The organism is Gluconobacter sp. P5E10 (assembly GCF_018812145.1).
Lineage (GTDB): Bacteria > Pseudomonadota > Alphaproteobacteria > Acetobacterales > Acetobacteraceae > Gluconobacter > Gluconobacter cerinus.
The window spans coordinates 79,836-97,631 of sequence record NZ_JACRVZ010000007.1; the positions used below are offsets into that span (position 1 = coordinate 79,836).

The 17,796-nt window shown below is 62.4% G+C and carries 20 protein-coding genes; 16 read left to right on the forward strand and 4 right to left on the reverse strand.

The window, feature by feature from the left end; translation table 11 throughout:
• Positions 1-1,165: 1,165 nt before the first annotated feature.
• Positions 1,166-1,312 carry a hypothetical protein gene (locus KP707_RS14045; protein ID WP_211497546.1) on the reverse strand — a complete coding sequence of 49 codons (147 nt, stop codon included), beginning with the start codon at positions 1,310-1,312 and terminating at the stop codon, positions 1,166-1,168.
• Here KP707_RS14045 and KP707_RS14050 point away from each other — a divergent pair.
• Together KP707_RS14050 and KP707_RS14055 are read left to right on the forward strand one after the other, a co-directional pair.
• On the forward strand, positions 1,311-1,688 hold the full coding sequence (locus KP707_RS14050; RefSeq protein WP_139064488.1) for a hypothetical protein: 378 nt from the start codon (positions 1,311-1,313) through the stop codon (positions 1,686-1,688). The two genes, KP707_RS14045 and KP707_RS14050, sit on opposite strands and share 2 nt — an antisense overlap.
• Entirely contained in the window at positions 1,685-2,656 is a 972-nt protein-coding gene (locus KP707_RS14055; RefSeq protein ID WP_215751897.1) for a phosphoadenosine phosphosulfate reductase family protein, read from the forward strand. The genes KP707_RS14050 and KP707_RS14055 overlap by 4 nt, the downstream gene beginning before the upstream one ends.
• A gap of 2 nt (positions 2,657-2,658) precedes the next feature.
• On the opposite strand, the gene KP707_RS14060 is transcribed toward KP707_RS14055, so the two are convergent.
• The gene (locus tag KP707_RS14060) at positions 2,659-3,156 is read right to left on the reverse strand and encodes a MucR family transcriptional regulator (protein ID WP_215751898.1); all 498 of its coding nucleotides are present in this window, start codon (positions 3,154-3,156) and stop codon (positions 2,659-2,661) included.
• Between the two features lie 330 nt (positions 3,157-3,486).
• On the opposite strand from KP707_RS14060, the gene KP707_RS14065 reads away from it, so the two are divergent.
• From KP707_RS14065 to KP707_RS14110, 10 genes are all read left to right on the forward strand, one after another.
• The gene (locus KP707_RS14065) at positions 3,487-3,756 is read left to right on the forward strand and encodes a hypothetical protein (protein ID WP_252348888.1); all 270 of its coding nucleotides are present in this window, start codon (positions 3,487-3,489) and stop codon (positions 3,754-3,756) included.
• A 113-nt stretch (positions 3,757-3,869) separates the two neighbouring features.
• Positions 3,870-9,011 carry a DEAD/DEAH box helicase family protein gene (locus KP707_RS14070; RefSeq protein ID WP_215751900.1) on the forward strand — a complete coding sequence of 1,714 codons (5,142 nt, stop codon included), beginning with the start codon at positions 3,870-3,872 and terminating at the stop codon, positions 9,009-9,011.
• 134 nt (positions 9,012-9,145) lie between these two features.
• Entirely contained in the window at positions 9,146-9,781 is a 636-nt protein-coding gene (locus tag KP707_RS14075; RefSeq protein WP_215751920.1) for a hypothetical protein, read from the forward strand.
• A complete protein-coding gene (locus tag KP707_RS14080; protein WP_211584801.1) occupies positions 9,778-10,119 on the forward strand; it encodes a hypothetical protein in 342 nt (113 codons plus the stop codon). Before KP707_RS14075 ends, KP707_RS14080 begins: the two co-directional genes overlap by 4 nt.
• Positions 10,116-10,424: a hypothetical protein gene (locus tag KP707_RS14085; protein WP_215751901.1), complete on the forward strand. Its 309-nt coding sequence runs from the start codon at positions 10,116-10,118 to the stop codon at positions 10,422-10,424. Before KP707_RS14080 ends, KP707_RS14085 begins: the two co-directional genes overlap by 4 nt.
• Before the next feature lie 188 nt (positions 10,425-10,612).
• The gene (locus KP707_RS14090; RefSeq protein ID WP_215751902.1) at positions 10,613-11,038 is read left to right on the forward strand and encodes a hypothetical protein; all 426 of its coding nucleotides are present in this window, start codon (positions 10,613-10,615) and stop codon (positions 11,036-11,038) included.
• A 53-nt stretch (positions 11,039-11,091) separates the two neighbouring features.
• Positions 11,092-12,954 (forward strand): ParB/RepB/Spo0J family partition protein, encoded by a 1,863-nt coding sequence (locus KP707_RS14095; RefSeq protein ID WP_215751903.1) that lies wholly within the window; start codon positions 11,092-11,094, stop codon positions 12,952-12,954.
• Positions 12,955-13,626: 672 nt separating this feature from the next.
• Positions 13,627-14,295, forward strand: a complete 669-nt coding sequence (locus KP707_RS14100) for an LPD29 domain-containing protein (protein WP_215751905.1) — start codon at positions 13,627-13,629, stop codon at positions 14,293-14,295.
• A gap of 47 nt (positions 14,296-14,342) precedes the next feature.
• Positions 14,343-14,978, forward strand: a complete 636-nt coding sequence (locus KP707_RS14105) for a hypothetical protein (protein WP_252348889.1) — start codon at positions 14,343-14,345, stop codon at positions 14,976-14,978.
• 19 nt (positions 14,979-14,997) lie between these two features.
• A complete protein-coding gene (locus tag KP707_RS14110) occupies positions 14,998-15,423 on the forward strand; it encodes a hypothetical protein (protein WP_194258309.1) in 426 nt (141 codons plus the stop codon).
• An 11-nt stretch (positions 15,424-15,434) separates the two neighbouring features.
• Here KP707_RS14110 and KP707_RS14115 read toward each other — a convergent pair whose 3' ends face one another.
• Positions 15,435-15,680 (reverse strand): hypothetical protein, encoded by a 246-nt coding sequence (locus KP707_RS14115; RefSeq protein WP_215751906.1) that lies wholly within the window; start codon positions 15,678-15,680, stop codon positions 15,435-15,437.
• Between KP707_RS14115 and KP707_RS14120 the strand changes: the two genes are divergently transcribed.
• The 4 genes from KP707_RS14120 to KP707_RS14135 all read left to right on the forward strand — a co-directional run bounded on the left by KP707_RS14120 (position 15,679) and on the right by KP707_RS14135 (position 17,201).
• Positions 15,679-15,855 (forward strand): hypothetical protein, encoded by a 177-nt coding sequence (locus KP707_RS14120; RefSeq protein WP_158093570.1) that lies wholly within the window; start codon positions 15,679-15,681, stop codon positions 15,853-15,855. The two genes, KP707_RS14115 and KP707_RS14120, sit on opposite strands and share 2 nt — an antisense overlap.
• A 77-nt stretch (positions 15,856-15,932) precedes the next feature.
• Entirely contained in the window at positions 15,933-16,388 is a 456-nt protein-coding gene (locus KP707_RS14125; RefSeq protein WP_215751907.1) for a DUF3085 domain-containing protein, read from the forward strand.
• Between the two features lie 34 nt (positions 16,389-16,422).
• Entirely contained in the window at positions 16,423-16,671 is a 249-nt protein-coding gene (locus tag KP707_RS14130) for a hypothetical protein (protein WP_215751908.1), read from the forward strand.
• Positions 16,668-17,201 (forward strand): hypothetical protein, encoded by a 534-nt coding sequence (locus KP707_RS14135; protein ID WP_215751909.1) that lies wholly within the window; start codon positions 16,668-16,670, stop codon positions 17,199-17,201. The genes KP707_RS14130 and KP707_RS14135 overlap by 4 nt, the downstream gene beginning before the upstream one ends.
• Here the strand turns inward: KP707_RS14135 and KP707_RS14140 are convergent.
• The gene (locus KP707_RS14140) at positions 17,183-17,701 is read right to left on the reverse strand and encodes a hypothetical protein (RefSeq protein WP_215751910.1); all 519 of its coding nucleotides are present in this window, start codon (positions 17,699-17,701) and stop codon (positions 17,183-17,185) included. The genes KP707_RS14135 and KP707_RS14140 overlap by 19 nt on opposite strands.
• Positions 17,702-17,796 lie beyond the last annotated feature (95 nt).

A 17,796-nucleotide genomic window follows, 5' to 3' on the forward strand; every position in this document is an offset into this window, starting at 1 on the left:
GCAAGGCTCAATCTAATCAAGGCACGAGGAAACCAAGAGCGTATCGAACTGGACGACATCGCGTAGTGAGTGTGAAGACTACAAATGAACACGCAGAACGGTTTTATGAGCTCGCAGACAAATTAGGTTTGAAAGTTGCGGAGACGTTTGAGTTAGCTATAGCGGCACTGGAGCGTGACAATCGTCCATGATCAAATGAAAATGCCCGTAACGGGGGATTCTTGTTCAAATAGGGAAGCTCCCTTTTCCTACCCTATTAAACGGTAGACCGACCGTATTCCTTTTTGCCGACGTTCTGAACGTGGAGGGTGGGAAACACTCCCTGCCCCACGTTTCAGTGCCTGCCCTTGGTAGACTGACCGTAGACCCGGATGCTTGATGCGTTCGTCCTGTCATGGACGGTAAACGGTAGACCGACCGTATTCCTTTCTCCCGACGTTCTGAACGTGGAGGGTGGGGAACACTCCCTGCCCCGYGTTTCAGTGCCTGCCCTTGGTAGACTGACCGTAGACCCGGATGCTTGATGCGTTCGTCCTGTCATGGACGGTAAACGGTAGACCGACCGTATTCCTTTCTCCCGACGTTCTGAACGTGGAGGGTGGGGAACGCTCCCTGCCCCACGTTTCAGTGCCTGCCCTTGGTAGACTGACCGTAGACCCGGATGCTTGATGCGTTCGTCCTGTCATGGACGGTAAACGGTAGACCGACCGTATTCCTTTCTCCCGACGTTCTGAACGTGGAGGGTGGGGAACACTCCCTGCCCCGTGTTTCAGTGCCTGCCCTTGGTAGACTGACCGTAGACCCGGATGCTTGATGCGTTCGTCCTGTCATGGACGGTAAACGGTAGACCGACCGTATTCCTTTCTCCCGACGTTCTGAACGTGGAGGGTGGGGAACACTCCCTGCCCCGYGTTTCAGTGCCTGCCCTTGGTAGACTGACCGTAGACCCGGACGCTTGATGCGTTCGTCCTGTCATGGACGGTAAACGGTAGACCGACCGTAAATACCGCGGAAACATTGGCTGTCCACAGCTTGCTGAAAGTATCCCCCTTACCTCACCAGCACTGACAGACGAAGAATAGACGAGGAAAAAAGGAGAGGTAGGATAGGCGTATGAGAGAACCGCTGCCTGTCAGCCGCCCGCACTGCAACAGGTGGGTCGGCGTCAGTCCTCCCCATGCTCGCCGGCTGCGCCGCCTGCGCGTGGGTGCGGGTGACGCCGATCCTGCCGCTGCGCGGCACTGTTGCAGCGCGGGCGACCAACAGGCCGTCGCAAGGATGTTTGAAGAACCAGAGATGGATCGAGCATCATGCGACGCTACCAGTTTCCCTATGTTCCAACCCCCCGTGGCCGGCCTCCGATGCGCTGGACCGACACGCAGGAGCCTACAACCTGCCGCCGCTGCAACATGCACTGGGAGGACGGCGATCCCGCACTCACGATTGCCTGCACGGGCTGCGGCGCTCCTGCGGATGAGCCGTGCCGCCGCAGCTCAGGTGGCAATGAGCGTGTGTGCGCCTGTCGCGACGAAGCCGCCGTGCAGATGGGGCTGCTGACACGTTGTGAGGGACTGACCTGGGACGGTCGTCACGAAAAGCCGCTGCTGCTGCGGGAACGCCCGATCGCCCACGCCCTGATGTGCCGCTCGGTGCGGACAGGCGCCCCGGTCAGTCGGTGGACGTCATGAGCCCGGATCTCGCGTCCTATGACAGCATCATTGTCGCGGTGTCCGGGGGCAAGGATGGCACGGCCTGTCTGCTCGCCCTGCTGGAAGCCGGTGCTCCGGCCGAACGCATCGAGCTGTGGCACCACGATGTGGACGGGGAGGGGGGATCCTTCATGGACTGGCCCTCCACCGCTCCGTACGACGCAGCCCTGGCCCGGGACTTCGGACTGCCACTCTATCGGTCCTGGCGTGAGGGGGGCTTCGAGCGCGAGATGCTCCGCCACGAGATGCCGACCGCACCCGTGGTCTTCGAGACCCCGCAGGGACGCGTCGTCGCCGGCGGGCAGGGCCCGAACGGAACCCGGCTGCGCTTTCCCCAGGTCTCGGCCAGCCTGTCCGTGCGCTGGTGTTCGGCAAGCCTCAAGGTCGACGTAGCCGATCGCGCCCTTCGCGGACAGGACCGGTTCCTCAACTGCCGTACCCTGGTCGTGACAGGCGAGCGTGCCGAAGAAAGTCCTGCACGGGCGCGCTATGCGGCCTTTGAGCCTCACCGTACCGACACGAGAAACGGGACGCGTCGTCGTCGGCATGTCGACCACTGGAGGCCGGTACATCAGTGGTCCGAAGCAGAGGTCTGGGCGATCCTGGAGCGCTGGGGCGTCATGCCAGCCTATCCATATCAGGTTGGATTTTCGCGCCTGTCCTGCGCGTTCTGCATCTTCGGCAATGCAGACCAGTTCGCCACCCTGGAATGGATGGATGCGAACCGGTTTGCGAAACTGGTTGGATATGAAAAAGACTTCGGCTGCACGATCAAACGTGACAGGGGGCTCGCGCAGCTGTCGTCCGAAGGGACGGTTTATCAAGCGGCCCGGTCGCGGCCCGACCTGGTCGCAGCCTGCCTGTCAGACCGCCCGTTGCAGACGGTTCTGACAGAAAACTGGACCCTCCCGGCCGGTGCCTTTGGTAACGGAGGAGGGCCCCTCTAGTTTCAGGCGCGGGCCGGACGGCCCCGCCGTTTTTCGGGGAGCTTCTTCACCGGAGGAAGGTCTTCTTCCTGAGGCGCAGAAGAGCGGGTTCTGGAGCCCAGGCCGATTTCCCGCGCAAGAGCCGCGCGCTGTGCGGAATAGCCGGGAGCGACCATCGGATACTCCGGGGGCAGACCCCAGCGGGCCCGGTATTCATCAGGCGTCATGTTGTACGCCGTTTTGAGATGACGACGGAGCATCTTCAGCTTTTTCCCGTCTTCCAGACAGATGATGTAGTCCGGGAAAACCGACTTCTTCGGATTGACCACGGGAACCGGCGCCTCTTCGGCCGCAGCCTCTGAGACCGCCGGAACGGTCAGGGCCGTATGAACGGAACGGATCAGGCCCGGGAGCATGTCGGGTGCGACATCGTTTCTTGAAAGATAGGCGGCCACGATTTCGGCCGTCAGGGAACGCAGGTCAGAGTGAGGGGGCTCTGTGGCGGGTGTCAGGTCAGTCATGAAATCCCTCAGTGTAATGATGGTGAGCTGTAAATCGTTTCTGTGAACGGTGACTGCAAGTCAGCCACGACAATACATTACTCCGGTTAACAGCGTCTTCACACTTGCAGCACGGTTTTTTCAGACCTGCAGAAGCGGCGAAAACAAAAGAAAAAGAAGAAAGAGAGGGAAAGGGAGAAGGGGGCACCACGGGATCGCCCTGTGCGGCAAGGGGTGGGTCCGTCCGTGTCCTCGCTGGCGCTGCGGGCCGGGCGGTCCCGACGCTGACGCGTCGCCCTTGCCCCCCAGCACGACGCCGCGGTTGCCGGAGAGGGTCAGGAAAGGAGAAAGATGACGATGCCGAGCTTGGCCCTTACGTCCCCGGACACACAATCGCAGTTCAGTCTGGTTCAGGCCCATCAGGAGGGCTGGACCATCCTCGAAGGCTGCGGTCCCGAGCACGCTGACACCCAGCTGCGCGGCGTGACCTGCTCGGACCAGAATGCCTGGTGGCAGGTCGCGCGCCAGGCCCGTCAGGGATCCCCCTATCACCGTGAGGCCCTGTCGCGTCTGTCGTCCAGTGAGCGCGAGCAGATCTCCCTGCGCTTCGGTCCGCTGTGACCTGATCCGGAAGGCCTGAGCGCCTTTCGACCAAACCCATCCTGTTTGTTTTCCGGCCCCCCGGTCTGCCCCCGCGCAGCACCGGGCGCTGCCGCTTGTCCGGAGTTCCTCCCATGAGCAAGACCCAGCTCAGCTTTTTCGACACCTCCGCCCTGGGTGGCGGCAGCAACACCCTGTTCTGGGGCGACCTGCCCGGAGATCGTGCGCTCGACGAGGCCGCGTCCCTCGCGAAAGAAGCCGCTGCAGCCCCGGTTGTGGCGCCTAAGATCGACTTCCGTCTCTGTGGCACACGCGACCTGTCCCAGGGATGGAAGGCACGGGCGCGGGACAACCTGACGGCGATCCGACTGCTGTCCGAACTTGAGGCCGAAGGTCGCAATGCAACGCCTCAGGAACAGGCGGTGCTGGCGAAGTTCACGGGATTTGGTGCCGGCGAGCTGGCCAACAGCCTGTTTCCGCGAGCCGGTGAAGCCTTCCGTCAGGGCTGGGAAGAGATCGGGGTGCAGCTTGAAACGCTCACGAGCCAGCAGGAGCGGGCCGGACTGGCGCGGGCCACGCAGTACGCCCATTACACGCCGGAACTGATCGTCCATGCGATGTGGGATCTCGTCGCGCAGATGGGGTTCCGTGGCGGACGCGCCCTCGAGCCGGGTTGCGGCACAGGGCTTTTCATGAGCGCGGTCCCGGAAAAACTGGCCCCGAAAACAGCCTGGACGGCGATCGAGAACGACCCCCTGACGGCCCGCATCGCCCGCAAGCTGTTTCCGAACCAGTGGGTCCGGTCTGAGGACTTCACGACGGCGAAGATTGCTGAGCAGTTTGACCTTGCGATTGGCAACCCACCGTTCAGCAACCGCACGGTGCGCGGCACGGACGAGCTGGGGCGGCTTGGCCTGTCGCTGCATGACTACTTCATTGCACGCGCAGTGTCCCGCCTGCGGCCTGGAGCGATGGGGCTGTTCGTGACGTCGCGCTGGACGATGGACAAGCGCGACCCGACTGCGCGCCGGCACCTGTTCGAAACGGCCGACCTGGTCGGGGCGGTTCGCTTGCCGGCAGGTGCTATGCGCGATGATGCCGGAACGGACGTGGTCGTGGACGTGCTGGTCCTGCGTCGTCGCGAGATCGGGGACAGCTCGGGCGGGACCGCATGGCTTGAGGTCACTGACTTGCCCGACACAGACGAGGGTGAAGGCCCGCTCAGCATCAACCGCTATTTTGCGGAGAACGGTCAGCAGGTGCTGGGGCGGCATGGCTGGACGAGCGGACAGTTCGGGCCAGAATACACCTGTGCCCCGAACCCGATGCTGATGCTCGACGACGCCCTGCCAAGCGCACTCTTCCGTCTGGCTAGACTGGCACGCTTTCCGGTGCCGCAAACGCTCGACGTCGAGGCGCTGCGGGACAGCCGACGTGCGGATGTCGGCACGGCAGGGGAGGGGGCGAGCCTCAAGGAAGGCAGCTATCTGATCGAAAAGGGCGCTCTGCACCAGATCATTGACGGCCAGTCGGTGGCGGTGAAGGTCAAGAAAGGCGAGCAGAAGGACGGCATCTTCCAGAAACACGCGCGCATCATCGAAGGCCTGATTCCGGTCCGTGATGCCGCCCGTTCGGTCCTGCGCGCCCAGGTGGAGAACCTGCCTTACAGCGCGCTCCAGGCGGACCTCAAGCGCGCCTATCAGTCCTTTGTGCGACAGTTCGGGCCGATCAACCTGACGCTGACCAGCACGCGCATTGATCCCAGGACCGGGGACGAGAGCACCACGCAGCGGCGTCCGAACCTCCAGCCCTTCTACGACGATCCGGACGTCTGGCTGGTCAGCTCGATCGAGGAGTACGACGAGGACCGCCAGGTCGGCAGACAGGGGCCGCTGTTCTCCGAGCGTGTGATCCAGGCGACGCTGGAGCCGGAGGTCCACAGCGCGCATGACGCGCTAGCGGTCTGCCTGCACGAGACGGGTGTGGTGGAGATCCCGCGCATTGCCGAACTGTTGGGACGGTCCGAGGACGAGGTCATCGCGAAACTGGGCAGTGCCATCTACCTCGATGCCGGACGCAGCCAGCCCGGACGCGATGTCTGGGTGCCTGCCGACGAAGCCCTGTCAGGGGCGGTGCGCACGAAGCTGGCGGAGGCCCGCAAGGCCGCTGAGACCGATCCGCGCTTTGCCCGCACCGTGGCCGCGCTGGAAGAGGCCCAGCCTGAGGATCTGCGGCCGAGTGACATTACGGCCCGTCTGGGCGCGCCATGGATCCCGACCGCCGATATCGAGGGCTTCATCGCCGAGGTGATCGGGGTCGAAGCCGGCGTGTGGCATACGAAGGAGGTGGCGTCCTGGACCCTGGACAAGGGACCGTTCCGTGGCAAGGCGGAGGCGACGTCCGTCTGGGGCACCGAACGCCGTCCCGCAGGGGAGCTGATCGAGGATGCGCTCAATCAGGCCATTCCGCAGATCTGGGACACCTGGCGCGACGAGAACGGCGAGCACCGGCAGCTGAATGCGCAGGAGACCGAGGCCGCGAAGGAAAAGCTCGCTGCCATCAAGACAGCCTTCCAGACCTGGGTGTGGCAGGATCCAGAGCGCGCCGAGCGTCTGGTACGGCTGTATAACGACACCTACAACAACCTCATCCCCCGCGCCTTTGACGGCTCGCATCTGCAGTTGCCCGGGGCCAGCACCACGATCCAGCTGCGTGCTCACCAGAAGCGGGTGGTCTGGCGCATCATCGCCACAGGAAACACTTACATGGCCCACGCTGTGGGGTCGGGAAAGACCTTCTCGATGTGCGCGGCGATCATGGAGCAGCGCCGTCTTGGCCTGATCTCGAAGGCCATGGTTGTGGTGCCGGGTCACTGTCTCGCGCAGATGGCCCGCGAGTTTCTGATGCTCTACCCGACCGCGAAGATTCTGGTCGCGGACGAGACGAACTTCGTGAAGGCGAAGCGCCAGCGCTTTCTCGCCCGTGCGGCCACGGGACAGTGGGATGCGATCATCATCACGCATGATGCCTTCAAGTTCATTCCGGTCGAGACCAAATTCGAACAGGAAATGATCGAAGCGCAGATCGCGTCCTACGAGAGCCTGCTATGCGATGTGGACGAAGACGACCGTATTTCGCGCAAGCGCATCGAGCGCATGAAGGAGGGGATGAAAGCCAAGCTGGACGGGCTGGCCAGCCGCAAGGACGATCTGGTGCATCTCGGGGAGATCGGGATCGACCAGATCCTCGTGGATGAGGCACAGCAGTTCCGGAAACTGAGCTTCGGTACGAACCAGTCCAGCCTCAAAGGGGTCGATCCGAACGGCAGCGGGCGTGCCTGGGACCTGTACGTCAAGGCCCGCTATCTCAGCCGTCTCAACCCCGGTCGCGAGCTAATCATGGCCTCGGGCTCGCCGATTACGAACACCCTGGGCGAAATGTACAATGTGCAGCGCTTCCAGCAGATCGACGCCCTGACCGAGCGTGGCCTGCATGAGTTCGATGCGTGGGCCGCCAATTTCGGGGAGACCCGCACGGAACTCGAGCTTCAGCCGAGCGGACTGTACAAGCCTGTGACGCGGTTTGCGGAGTTCGTGAACGTGGCCGATCTGATGGCCATGTACCGGCATTTCGCGGACGTCGTGCAGCAGGACGACCTGCGCCAGTACGTGAAGCTGCCTGAAATCGCTACGGGCAGCCGACAGATCATCGTCGCAGACAGTGGACCCGCCTTCCGTGATTACCAGAAGTCGCTGGAAGCGCGGATCAAGGTGATCGAGGAGCGCAAGGGCAAGCCGCAGAAGGGTGAGGATATCATCCTGTCCGTGATCAACGATGCGCGTCACGCAGCGATTGATCTGCGCTTTGTCCGATCCTGGGAAGACAATGACACCAGCAACAAGCTGAATGTCATGATTGCGAGGGTTTTCGAGATCTGGAAGGAGACGCGCGACAACCGTTACACCGATCCTGACACCGGTAAGCCGTATGACCTGCCCGGGGCCGTGCAGATGATCTTTTCGGATCTCGGCACGGAAGCCGCGCTGGAGAAACGGGGCTTCTCGGCTTATCTCTGGATCCGCGACGAGCTGATGCGGATGGGCGTGCCGCGCGAGCAGATCGCCTTCATGCAGCACTACAAGAAGAGTGCGGCCAAGCAGGGCCTGTTTCGGGATCTCAATTCCGGGCGCAAACGCATCCTGATCGGCTCGAGCGCGACAATGGGTACGGGCGTGAACGCACAGCAGCGTCTGATTGCCCTGCACCATCTCGATGTGCCCTGGCTGGTGGCCGACATCATCCAGCGTGAGGGGCGGATCGAACGTCAGGGCAACCAGAACCCGGTCATCCAGATTTACGCCTATGCCCTGAAAGGCTCGGTGGATGCCACGAACTGGCAGCTTCTGGAGCGCAAGCAGCGCTTCCTGTGTCTGGCCATGTCGGGAGACCGGTCGATCCGCCGTCTGGAGGATATCGGCGAGAGTGCGAACCAGTTTGCCATGGCGAAGGCCCTGGCCTCGGGCGACGAACGCCTGATGAAAAAGGCGGGACTGGAAGCGGAGCTGGCCCGTCTGCGTCGTCTCAAAGCCGCCCATTACGACGACCAGTTCAACGTGCGTCGCGCGATCGAGCGGGCCGAGCGCGATCAGAGGACTGCGGAGGCGTTTATCCCGAAAGTCAGGGCCGATATTGCAAAGCGTCAGTCGACACGGGGCGAGGCGTTCCAGTTTGTGCGCAAGTCGGACGTGATGACCGACCGTCAGGACGCTGGCAAGTGGCTGATGGGACAGGCACGCACAGCCGAGAGGGCAGAGGCGAAAGGTCGGTGGACGCTTGGCGAGATCGGCGGTTTTGAGCTGGTGTGCGAGACCTGGGGCTCGACCTTCATGGATGAGACACAATGGGAGGCGACGATTGCGATCGCGGCGGAGGGCCGGATGATCGGCATCGACTTTGATCACGACACTGCGCCGCTCGGCTTTATCGCCCGCATCGAGAACACCCTGCTGCGCTTCGATAGCGAGCTTGCGGATGCTCAGCGGCTGCTGGCCGAGACGGAGCGCAAGCTGCCCGGCTATCGCGCCCGTGACGGGATGCCGTTCCGCGAGGCCGCACTCCTGGAGGAAAAGGAGGAGGAAATGGCGGCTCTGGAGGCGGATCTGGCCGAGGATACAGCGCGGCGGGAGGCCGAGGCTTCCGAGGCTCTGGCCGCGATGGAAAGCCTGAGCGTCAACGACAATGGGGGAGAAGACGAAGAAGCAGAGACGGCAGCATAGGGAGAGGAGAAGGGGCGGGCATGGCCCGCCCGGTGCGGCAAGGCTCAGGCCGGGCGCGCTGGCGCGCGGCCTTGCCACACCGGACAGCCCCTGCATCCGCGAAGAGGTTGAAAGAGAGATCAGAGGAAGAGAGCATGTCCTATCGTATCGTCTATGACCTCGCCGCCGTGCGACTTCCGGCAGCGACCCTGCGCCCTCATGTCGCGGATAGCAGCTTTCATGCCGATCAGTACCTGCTGATGGAACTGGGTGGCGATAATAATGTCTATGAGGGGCGGGGCTCGCTCCGCGCGAGAAGCTGGTCCCTGATTGGGGCGGGGCAGAACTGGGAGATCATGCGTCAGGTAGTGCAGTACGCTGCCTCTTGTGAGGGCGGCGGAATGCGCTTCTCCGGTGCCAGTGAGACGCAGGCAGAAACCTATATTCGCAAGTGCCGGACTGTTTTGCGGGATGCCGTGGCCGCGCAGGCGCTTCTTGATCGGGGCATGACCTGCACGGGAAAATTCGCGCTCCGCAAGGGGGCGGTTTCAGCGTGGCTCCAGAAGCGTGTGGACGAGCTGTCCGCTATCAAGGCCCCGGAGATGACAGGCGAGACCCCGGTGTGGTCCTGGCTGAACCTGCTGCGTGACCCAAAGGATGCGGCCATCTTTCTGGCATACTCCAATCTGGATGACGCCCCTGTCTATAACCGGGCGACAGTTTATGGACCATGTCACGAGCGCCACTCCATCATGAAAGGTCTGACCTCATTCGTGGAGTGCGCGGCATGAGCCAGATGGACAAGGCCATCATTTCCAAGGTTCTGTGCGGTGTGAACGTGGAGATTTTCACCTATCCGAATGGTGAGGCCCTTCTGCGCACCGTGGACAGCTATCCCGTCAACGGGAATGACTGGCACGGGCCATATAAAGATGCGACCTGCGCAGAAGCCGATTTCGTGGACCGCAACGCGCCGCCCGTAATTACGCCGAAGGATCTGCAACGGGGCCGCCTGAATGGGACTATTGCCCAGACTCTTGAGGGCGTCGAGATGATGCTGACCATGGATCGCTGGACCGGGGGCAGTTGTCTGACGTCGTTCATTGTCAGACCCGAGGGGCAGGCATGAGCAAGGCCAAACCGTCAACCGCAGGCGTCGTCTGCCGGCACCTGGATCTCAGTACCGGGCATCTTCCAGTCGCTGAGCGTGATGCGTGCGACCTTTATCTCAGCAGCGGAGGCACAGCAGGGCGAAGCTGCCTCGGCGGCCCTTATGGCTGGATGATTCATGTTCCCACCGAGGCAGAGGACGTGCCGCAGGACGTGTCTCCGGAACTGGCCGCCCTGATGGCTCAGGCCCGGGAGCAGGACTGCCATTACATCCACTTCGATCGGGATGGGTCGATCGACGAGGCGCTGCCTTTTTACGAGTAGCCGCTACCGCCGTGCCTGTCTCAGGACAGAGAGAAGGCGACGGGAAGAGAAACGGAAATGAAAGAGGAAGCCGCCACAGGTCGCGGCTCCGCGCAAGGCTCAGGCCGGGCGCGCTAACGCGCGGCCTTGCGCGAAGCCACGCCCTGTGCCCGCGCCGAGATCATCACAACAGAAAAAAGGAGAGCGGCGTGTCAGACCCGGCAGAACAACCCGCGGCCGAAGTGGCGCTAAGAGCAAATCTGGCGCTGATCTTTGAGGCGATGCGGACGCATGGCGTGAAGACGGTCAAAGTTGAGTACGAAGCCAAAGAAGGCTGGTGGACAACACTTCATGTGACGGCGGACGACATCCCGGATCTGTTCGAAGACCTGTCCCTGGAGAAGGCCGTTGCAGCGCTTGGACCTGACCAGACGATTGCCCCTCTGTTTCCAAACAGCTTCGACCTTGTGGTCTGGCACTGCGTCGAAACCGTTATCCGCCGCGTGCAGACCGATTACGACACCGATGAAGACGGGTCTTACGGCACGGCCACGCTGACGCTGGAAACGCGACAGCTGGAGGTCGAGCATATCGAGCGTGTGGTCTCCCACCTCGCGCACAGCCTGACCGCCTGACGTCTCCCCCACGACACCTTTTCCACACCCTTACGACATCACTGGAGCCCATCATGGACGAACTGCGCCTTGTCGATCCCAACACCCTGATCGCGAACCCGAACAATCCCCGTCAGACGAAGCCCGGTCAGGCGAGCATTCGCCAGCTGGCGCTGAATATCCGCGCAGTCGGGCTTGTTCATCCGCCGCGCGTGCGTGAGCGCGGGGACGGCAGCCTGATGATCATCGCGGGCCACCGACGCACGGAAGCGGCGATCTATGCAGGTCTGACGGAAATTCAGGTCCATGTCACAAAGATCGACAATGGTCTGGAGGATCTGGCGGCGGCCAGTGAGAACATGATCCGCGAGGGCATGACCGAGCCAGACCAGTGGCGTGCCGTAACCCGGATGCGCGAAGAGCTTGGCTATACCGACCAGCAGCTTTGCGTCGCCCTCATGGTGACACCAGCTTACCTCAAGGGGCTGACCCTGCTCGCGAAGCTGCATTCGCCAATCCTGCATGCCATCGAAATTGGCCGCGGCCCGGACCTGAAAGAGCGTCGGATCCTCGCCCTGTCGTCGCTGGAGGATCAGGCCGCTGCCTGGGCAGAAATGTTCGCCGAAAGCGTGGAGGAGGGAGAGGACCCGGCCGGGTATCGTCTCAACGCCGAAGATCCGGAGGATACCGTGAACTGGCGCGACTTTACCTGGCACCTGCAGCAGGACGAGTGGTATGCGCGTGATGCCCGGTTTGACGATGCGCTGGCGCAAAAGCATGGCATCGTCTGGATCGAAGATCTGTTCGGGCAGGGCGATGAGGACAATCGCTACGTCACGGATGCCTCGGCGTTTCGGGCGGCGCAGGAAGACTGGATCGCCGAGCATCGCCCCGAAGGAACGCTCGCGCTCGAGACAGGCGAGTATGGGTCTCCGCTTCGACCAGAAGGCTACAACTTCGTCACGCGATGGATGGGCGAGCAGGACACCGATGTCGCCGGCTACTGGCTCAATCCGAACACGTTGAAGATCGAAGAGCAGACGTTCCGCTACACAGGTGAAGAAACACTCCGCTCCGAGCCGCGGGTGGTGGAGCAGACGCCACCCCCAAAGAAGGAGCGCGCTGACATCTCAGGTACGGGTCTGAAGATGATCGGCTCTGTACGGACCCTCGCGCTGAAGAAGGCGCTGACGGCGAAAAGCGAAGACGCGGATCCGTGGGATCTGGTGGCCGGACTGCTGCTCGCTCTGAATGCGAACAACGTCCATATTTACGGCTCTTCAGGCCGGTCGCCTTATGAGAACGCGGTGAAGACTGCCATGGAAGTGCTGTTTCCGGAAGGCGAACTGGTGCGTGATGAAGCGCTGATCCGCCGGCACGCGCTGGAAAGCCTCGCGGGCTTTATGAACTGCGAGGTCAGTATGCACTCCGGCTCCGGCATGGCAGCCGAACTGCTGGGCTGTCTGTTCAACGCGGACGCCCACATGCCGACCATGGCTGATGAGGCGTTCTTGAAGACCTACAGCAAGCCCGGAATCACCAAGGCGGTTCAGGCGCATGGGCTCGCGCCACTCAATACGGGCAAGGAGATGCGCGCTGCCCTGCTGAACGCCGTGGGAGACGGACACTGGGTCCCGGAGGCCGCCGGTTTTGCGCAGGCGATTGGTGCTTGGACAGAGGAAGTGCGGGAGCAGCAGGCCCGCCGCGCCAAATGGGTCGGCCTGAAAGATGAACTGGAAGACGGGGATGAAGACGACCTGAACTGTGCGGACGCGGAGGATCTGGAAAACGTGATGGACGAGGAGGGCGGAGAAGACGCGGGCGAGCCAGACGTCACAGAGAATGAGCCGACAGAAACACGCGACCTCGTGGTGCCGCAGGAACTGGTGGCCATGCAGGCTGCCATGGGAGGGCGACTGGAGATCCTTCGGGTCTGAGGCAACGCGATTGCGGCCATGGTCCGGGCCAGACTTGCGCGTAGCGCCTGATCTGGCACAACAGGAGATTGGGGTCGCCTGATGAGTCCGCGCGACGAAACGTCTGTTCAGGTTACGGTTCAGACGTCGCGGCCCCCGAAAATCGTAACCGGATGTGGGTCGGGGGTCGCTTGCCCACAGTCGTCAGAGTGAAAGGGGAAGCCATGATCTTCGTGATCGTGGTGGACCGTAAGTGGTTTACGAAGATCCTTCGTAAAACGAAGAAGACCCTTCAGGCGGTTGCCACCGCACTGAAGAGCCTCTCCGAGTAAATCACTTAAGGTAAACCGGGCCGTGAGGTGTTTTTTTGCGAAGCCCCTCACGGCTCACCTCTGAACTTGGACGAACCGGTTGCGATTTTCAAGGGCGGAGTCAGCATGGCTCCGCCCTTTTTCATGCGGTGAGACGCAGCCTTGTTCCACAGGGCAGGACAGCCCGCGCAAGGAAAAAAGACAAGAAAAGAGATGACAGGAGGAGAGAAGGGCGGGGTGCCAGAGCCTGTCTGTCGCCGCAAGGGGTGGTGTCCTCGGCTAACGCCTGCGGGACCGCCGCTGACGCGTCGCCCTTGCCCCGCCAGTCAGGCCCTGACCCCGGAGAGGACAGTTGAAGAGACATGAAGAGAAGGAGATCAGCATGTCCGAACACCCGACTGTCACCGTAGGCACCCGCGTCAGCACCATCCTGTACAACAGAGGCCGGGGCGTCGTGTCTGCGGTCCATGGCACGCCTCGTCCCGAGACAATCAGACGCCTTGCTGGCGGCTTCATCGCCGCGGGAGGCAATGCCAGCTTTGATATCGTCTTTGCCTGCGGGAGTATCAGCAAGAAGCTGCCCGAGAGCATTCTGCATGGTGTGCAGTGGACGATCTTCCACGACGAGCCCAAGGCCAGCCCTGAGGAAATTGCGCAGCTGCACGCTCATGCCGAAGCGTGCCGCGCTGAAAAGCAGGCACAGAAAGATCAGGCTGAGGCGGTGCATGCGGCCGAAATCGAGCGTCTGCGCACCGCTCCTGAATACGCCCATCTGGAGCAGGGATCGGACCAGAGCGGCGTGCTGGCAGGAAAGAACATCCGCCGTCTGCTGAAAGCCGCCCTGCCAAAACACAAATTCCGGGTGCGCAAATCCTCCTACGGGTCCGTCTTGATCGGCTGCGATGCCCCGCTGGACGATGCGGCACAGAAGACTGTTGACGACATCAGAAAGCGGTTCAGATCGGGGTTCTATGATGCGGCGTCGGATTGCCACTCGAAAAGCCGGAGCCCCTGGCAGGACGTCTTTGGCAGCGCCGAATACGTCTTCTGACCCTACCTTACCCCTTCACAGTTCTTCAGGCCGCCGCGAGGCGGCCTTTGTCATATCTGGAGATCGACATGGCTTTCTTTACGCTCAGTGCTACGCCCGCCACCGCAAAGCGTGAGGGCTATTTCACCAGCACCACGATGGCGCTCATGTCCCATCTTGGTGAGCGCCGCACCGTCGAGGCGAAGTCGGTGGATGGCCTCAAGCCACTCATTCTGAGCTTCGGCCGCGACACAGCGCTTCAGCATCCCGGCAAGTCCTTCAAGATCATGATCACGGTCAATCGTGGCAGCCGCAAGCCGCGCGGCTTCGACGCGGCTTATGATTCAGAGGAGCTTGGCACCTCCGAATGGCTAGAGACCACGATTGCAGATCCGGTACCTCACGAGGGCACGCCAGGTGTGGCCTCATGGGGAACACGCTACACGCCATTCCTCATGGACGCTGCAGAGCCGCGCGAGGTCTCGCTCACCGAGGCCGAACGCCTGTCTGAGGACGGCCATCTCGGCTTCAAGGGGTGGGCCGCGGAAGTCGCCGCCAGTCTCGAGACCATTGGCGCGCCTGCGGCTGCTTTGGGCAACGAGACCCGGGACACTCTGGTGTCGCGCTATCGCGCCCACCAGCATCCTGCCCTGGCCGCCGCCGTCCTGATCGCAGCTTCGCTAGCGGATCAGCTGGCCGCCTGAGGCCAATGCAGGGGAGCGAATGATGTCTCCCCTGCCAGATCCAACAGTTCAAAAGATGAGCGAGTTTTCCATGGTCGATGAAAACCTTCTCCAGATCGAGACCTGTCTTCTGGATCGTCGCAGGGTCCATCTTGGCGTTGCACCGGATGGGCGCGTCTATCTGCGCGTGACGTCGTTCTGGCCGAAAGAAGCCGCCCAGCTCTGGCACGGCCCCTATTCGGATCGACAGGCGGCCGAGACGGATTTCCGAACCCGGACGCAGCCGCCGCGCGTCACGCGCGCCCAGATCGCCGAGGCCAGTCGCCGCGGGGAGCATGGCACGGTCGAGGGTGTTCCCATGATCGTCCTGAGGCATCGCTGGACAGGCCACATGACCCTGACGGCCTATCAGCTGGTGGATGAGGCCGGGCAGGAGAAGTCCGCGCGCCAAAATGGACACATCTGAACCGCGTATCGTCACCCGCGTGAGCCGGGCGGAGGGAGAGCAGGAAGAAGAAAGAGGAAAAGAAGCAGAAGGAGAGAGGGGCAGCACAGGCTGTCTGCGCTGGCAAAGGGTGGGTCTCCACGCGTCCTCGCCCTGACGGGCTCCGGGGCGTGGAGATCCCGCCGCTGCGTGGCGCCTGTGCCATCACAGCCATCCTGTGCCTGTGCCGGAGAGGTCATCAGAGAAAAGAGATGACGGCAACAGGAGTGACCTTTCATGCAGATTTCCCAACAGACCCTTCAGGACATCAAGGACGTTGCCGGACTGGCCGGTGGGTTCTTCGGTTTTCTCGCCCTGGTCTTCGCCTTTACGTGCCTGCCGAGCTTTCTGGCTGGCCCGGTGCCCCATCATTACCTCGCCTCCGCCGCCCATCGCAGCCACAGTCAGGGCTGAGCTTTTTCACCTCCGAACGTCCCAGCGCCCCGCCATCGAGCGGGGTTTTTTCATTTCTGATCAAAGGAAAATGACCCATGATCGTGACTTTCGACCGCGCGCTGATCGAGCGCCTTCTTGCCCATGCCGAGACCGCGTCCGAGCGCCGCGCCACGCTGACCCAGCTCTTTGACAAAAGCCTGCGCAAGCCCGGGCATGGCGCGCGTGAATGGGGCCTTCAGGAAGACGTCGATCCCACAAAGATCTCTGCGGGTCTGTGGCTGGTTGGCGATCACGGGATCTACATGATGTCGAACGGGCTTCCCCTTCTGCCGTCCGATGACGGTCAGAAGCCCAATCTGTGCGCGTATGCGCGCGAAGCGGACCCGGCACAGAACGCCGGCAGGGCTCATGACGTGAAACGCCAGGCTTTTGGCAGGGATGACGGATGCGAGTTCCTGGACGCAGCGCTTGTGCGGCAGGCTCTCAAGCAGGCGTCAGGCGACACACTGCGCATGAACATCACCCCGGAAACACTCGAATTCCTGGCCTGACCAAGGGTCCTCGAAATCTTTCAGGAGAAGAAGAATGTCCGATGCTACGCCTCAAACGATGTCTGCGGGTCCGCGGTCCCGCGATCAGATCTGGGCCTCGGCCGTTGCAGTGGCCGCTGACAGCGTGGAGCAGCTGCGGCGCTGCGATGTCGATCGCGTCGTCTCCCTTGTCGACGCGGCGGATCGTACCGCCCTGACGGGCTGGCTGATCGCGCGCCGACCCGAACTGGCAGGCGCTGTCGCGGAGGCGCTCTCCGCGCTCGCACAGGAGGCTCACGTATGAGCCTGCTGTTGCCACACCTGCGGCGCGTCCGCATTGAGGCCGAGGGCCTGACGGCCACTCAGTGGAGTTCACCGCAGGAGAAAGCCAAACTGGCCAATGCAATCCTCGCCTTTGTTGCGAAAGGATTGCCGGAGGAGGGGTTCAGCAAGGCGCTGTACCAGCGCGTCAGCCAGATGTGGGGGTTTATCGCCTGCTTTAACCGGGACGGCTTTGCGGGACGGTATTTCTGCTCGACGCAGGGGCGTCTCGCCTTTCTCCATCAGATCATTGCGCGCGGCGGGATCGGCGATCCCGCCTGGACCTGGTCAGACGTGGAAAGCCGGATCGCGGCACTTCTGGTCGAGCATCAGGTGCTGGACCTGTACCGCGCCGAACTGCGGCAGGAGACTGTTCGAGGCGAACAGGCGCTGTTGCGCAGATTGCTCGACCGTCACGGCGTGCCGGCCGATCATGCAGGCCGCATTTCACTGGCTCCGGCGCTATCTGCACCTCTGTCCCGGCAGCAGCCTGTTCAGATGGGTCTGCTCTGACACGCTGTGCTGTCGGTGACGGCGCAGGAGTCCAGATCATCAATCAGTCCGTGGACGACCTCCCATCCGCCGAGAATATTCTGGGCCGTCTCCCAGGCGACGATCTCGGCGCGCAGTGCCTGTTCAAGATCGTCATAGATGCCGTCGCGTTGCGGATCTTCGATCTCGCGGCGCTCCGCCTGTTCCGTGAGAGACCGTGCGTCGGCAACCCGGGCCAGGGCCCGACTGACCAGAAGGGTCAGCCAGTCAGACGCCATGTGCTGACGGGCTTCGCGGGTTTCGGGCAACGCCGTGGCTCCGAAAATCTGTCGCGCTCTTTCACGTCCGAATGCGCGGAGGCGCTCAACCTGTCGCGGCGGTGTCACGCCGCGGATTTCTGCAAGTGCCCGCAACTGCGTCTCGGGCAGGATTGCGTCGGTCAGCGCGTCCAGGGTTGGCGCGCGACGCCGCTCCTGTGGAAAGCGGATCACCGTGGCGGTCTGATCTGTCTGTGCACTCATCGGCGTCCTCCTTTTGTTGTGGTGCAAGCGTAAAGCGCACCACAAATAAAAGTCAACAAAAACAATGAGATACCGGCCTTATTAGGCCCTCGCGA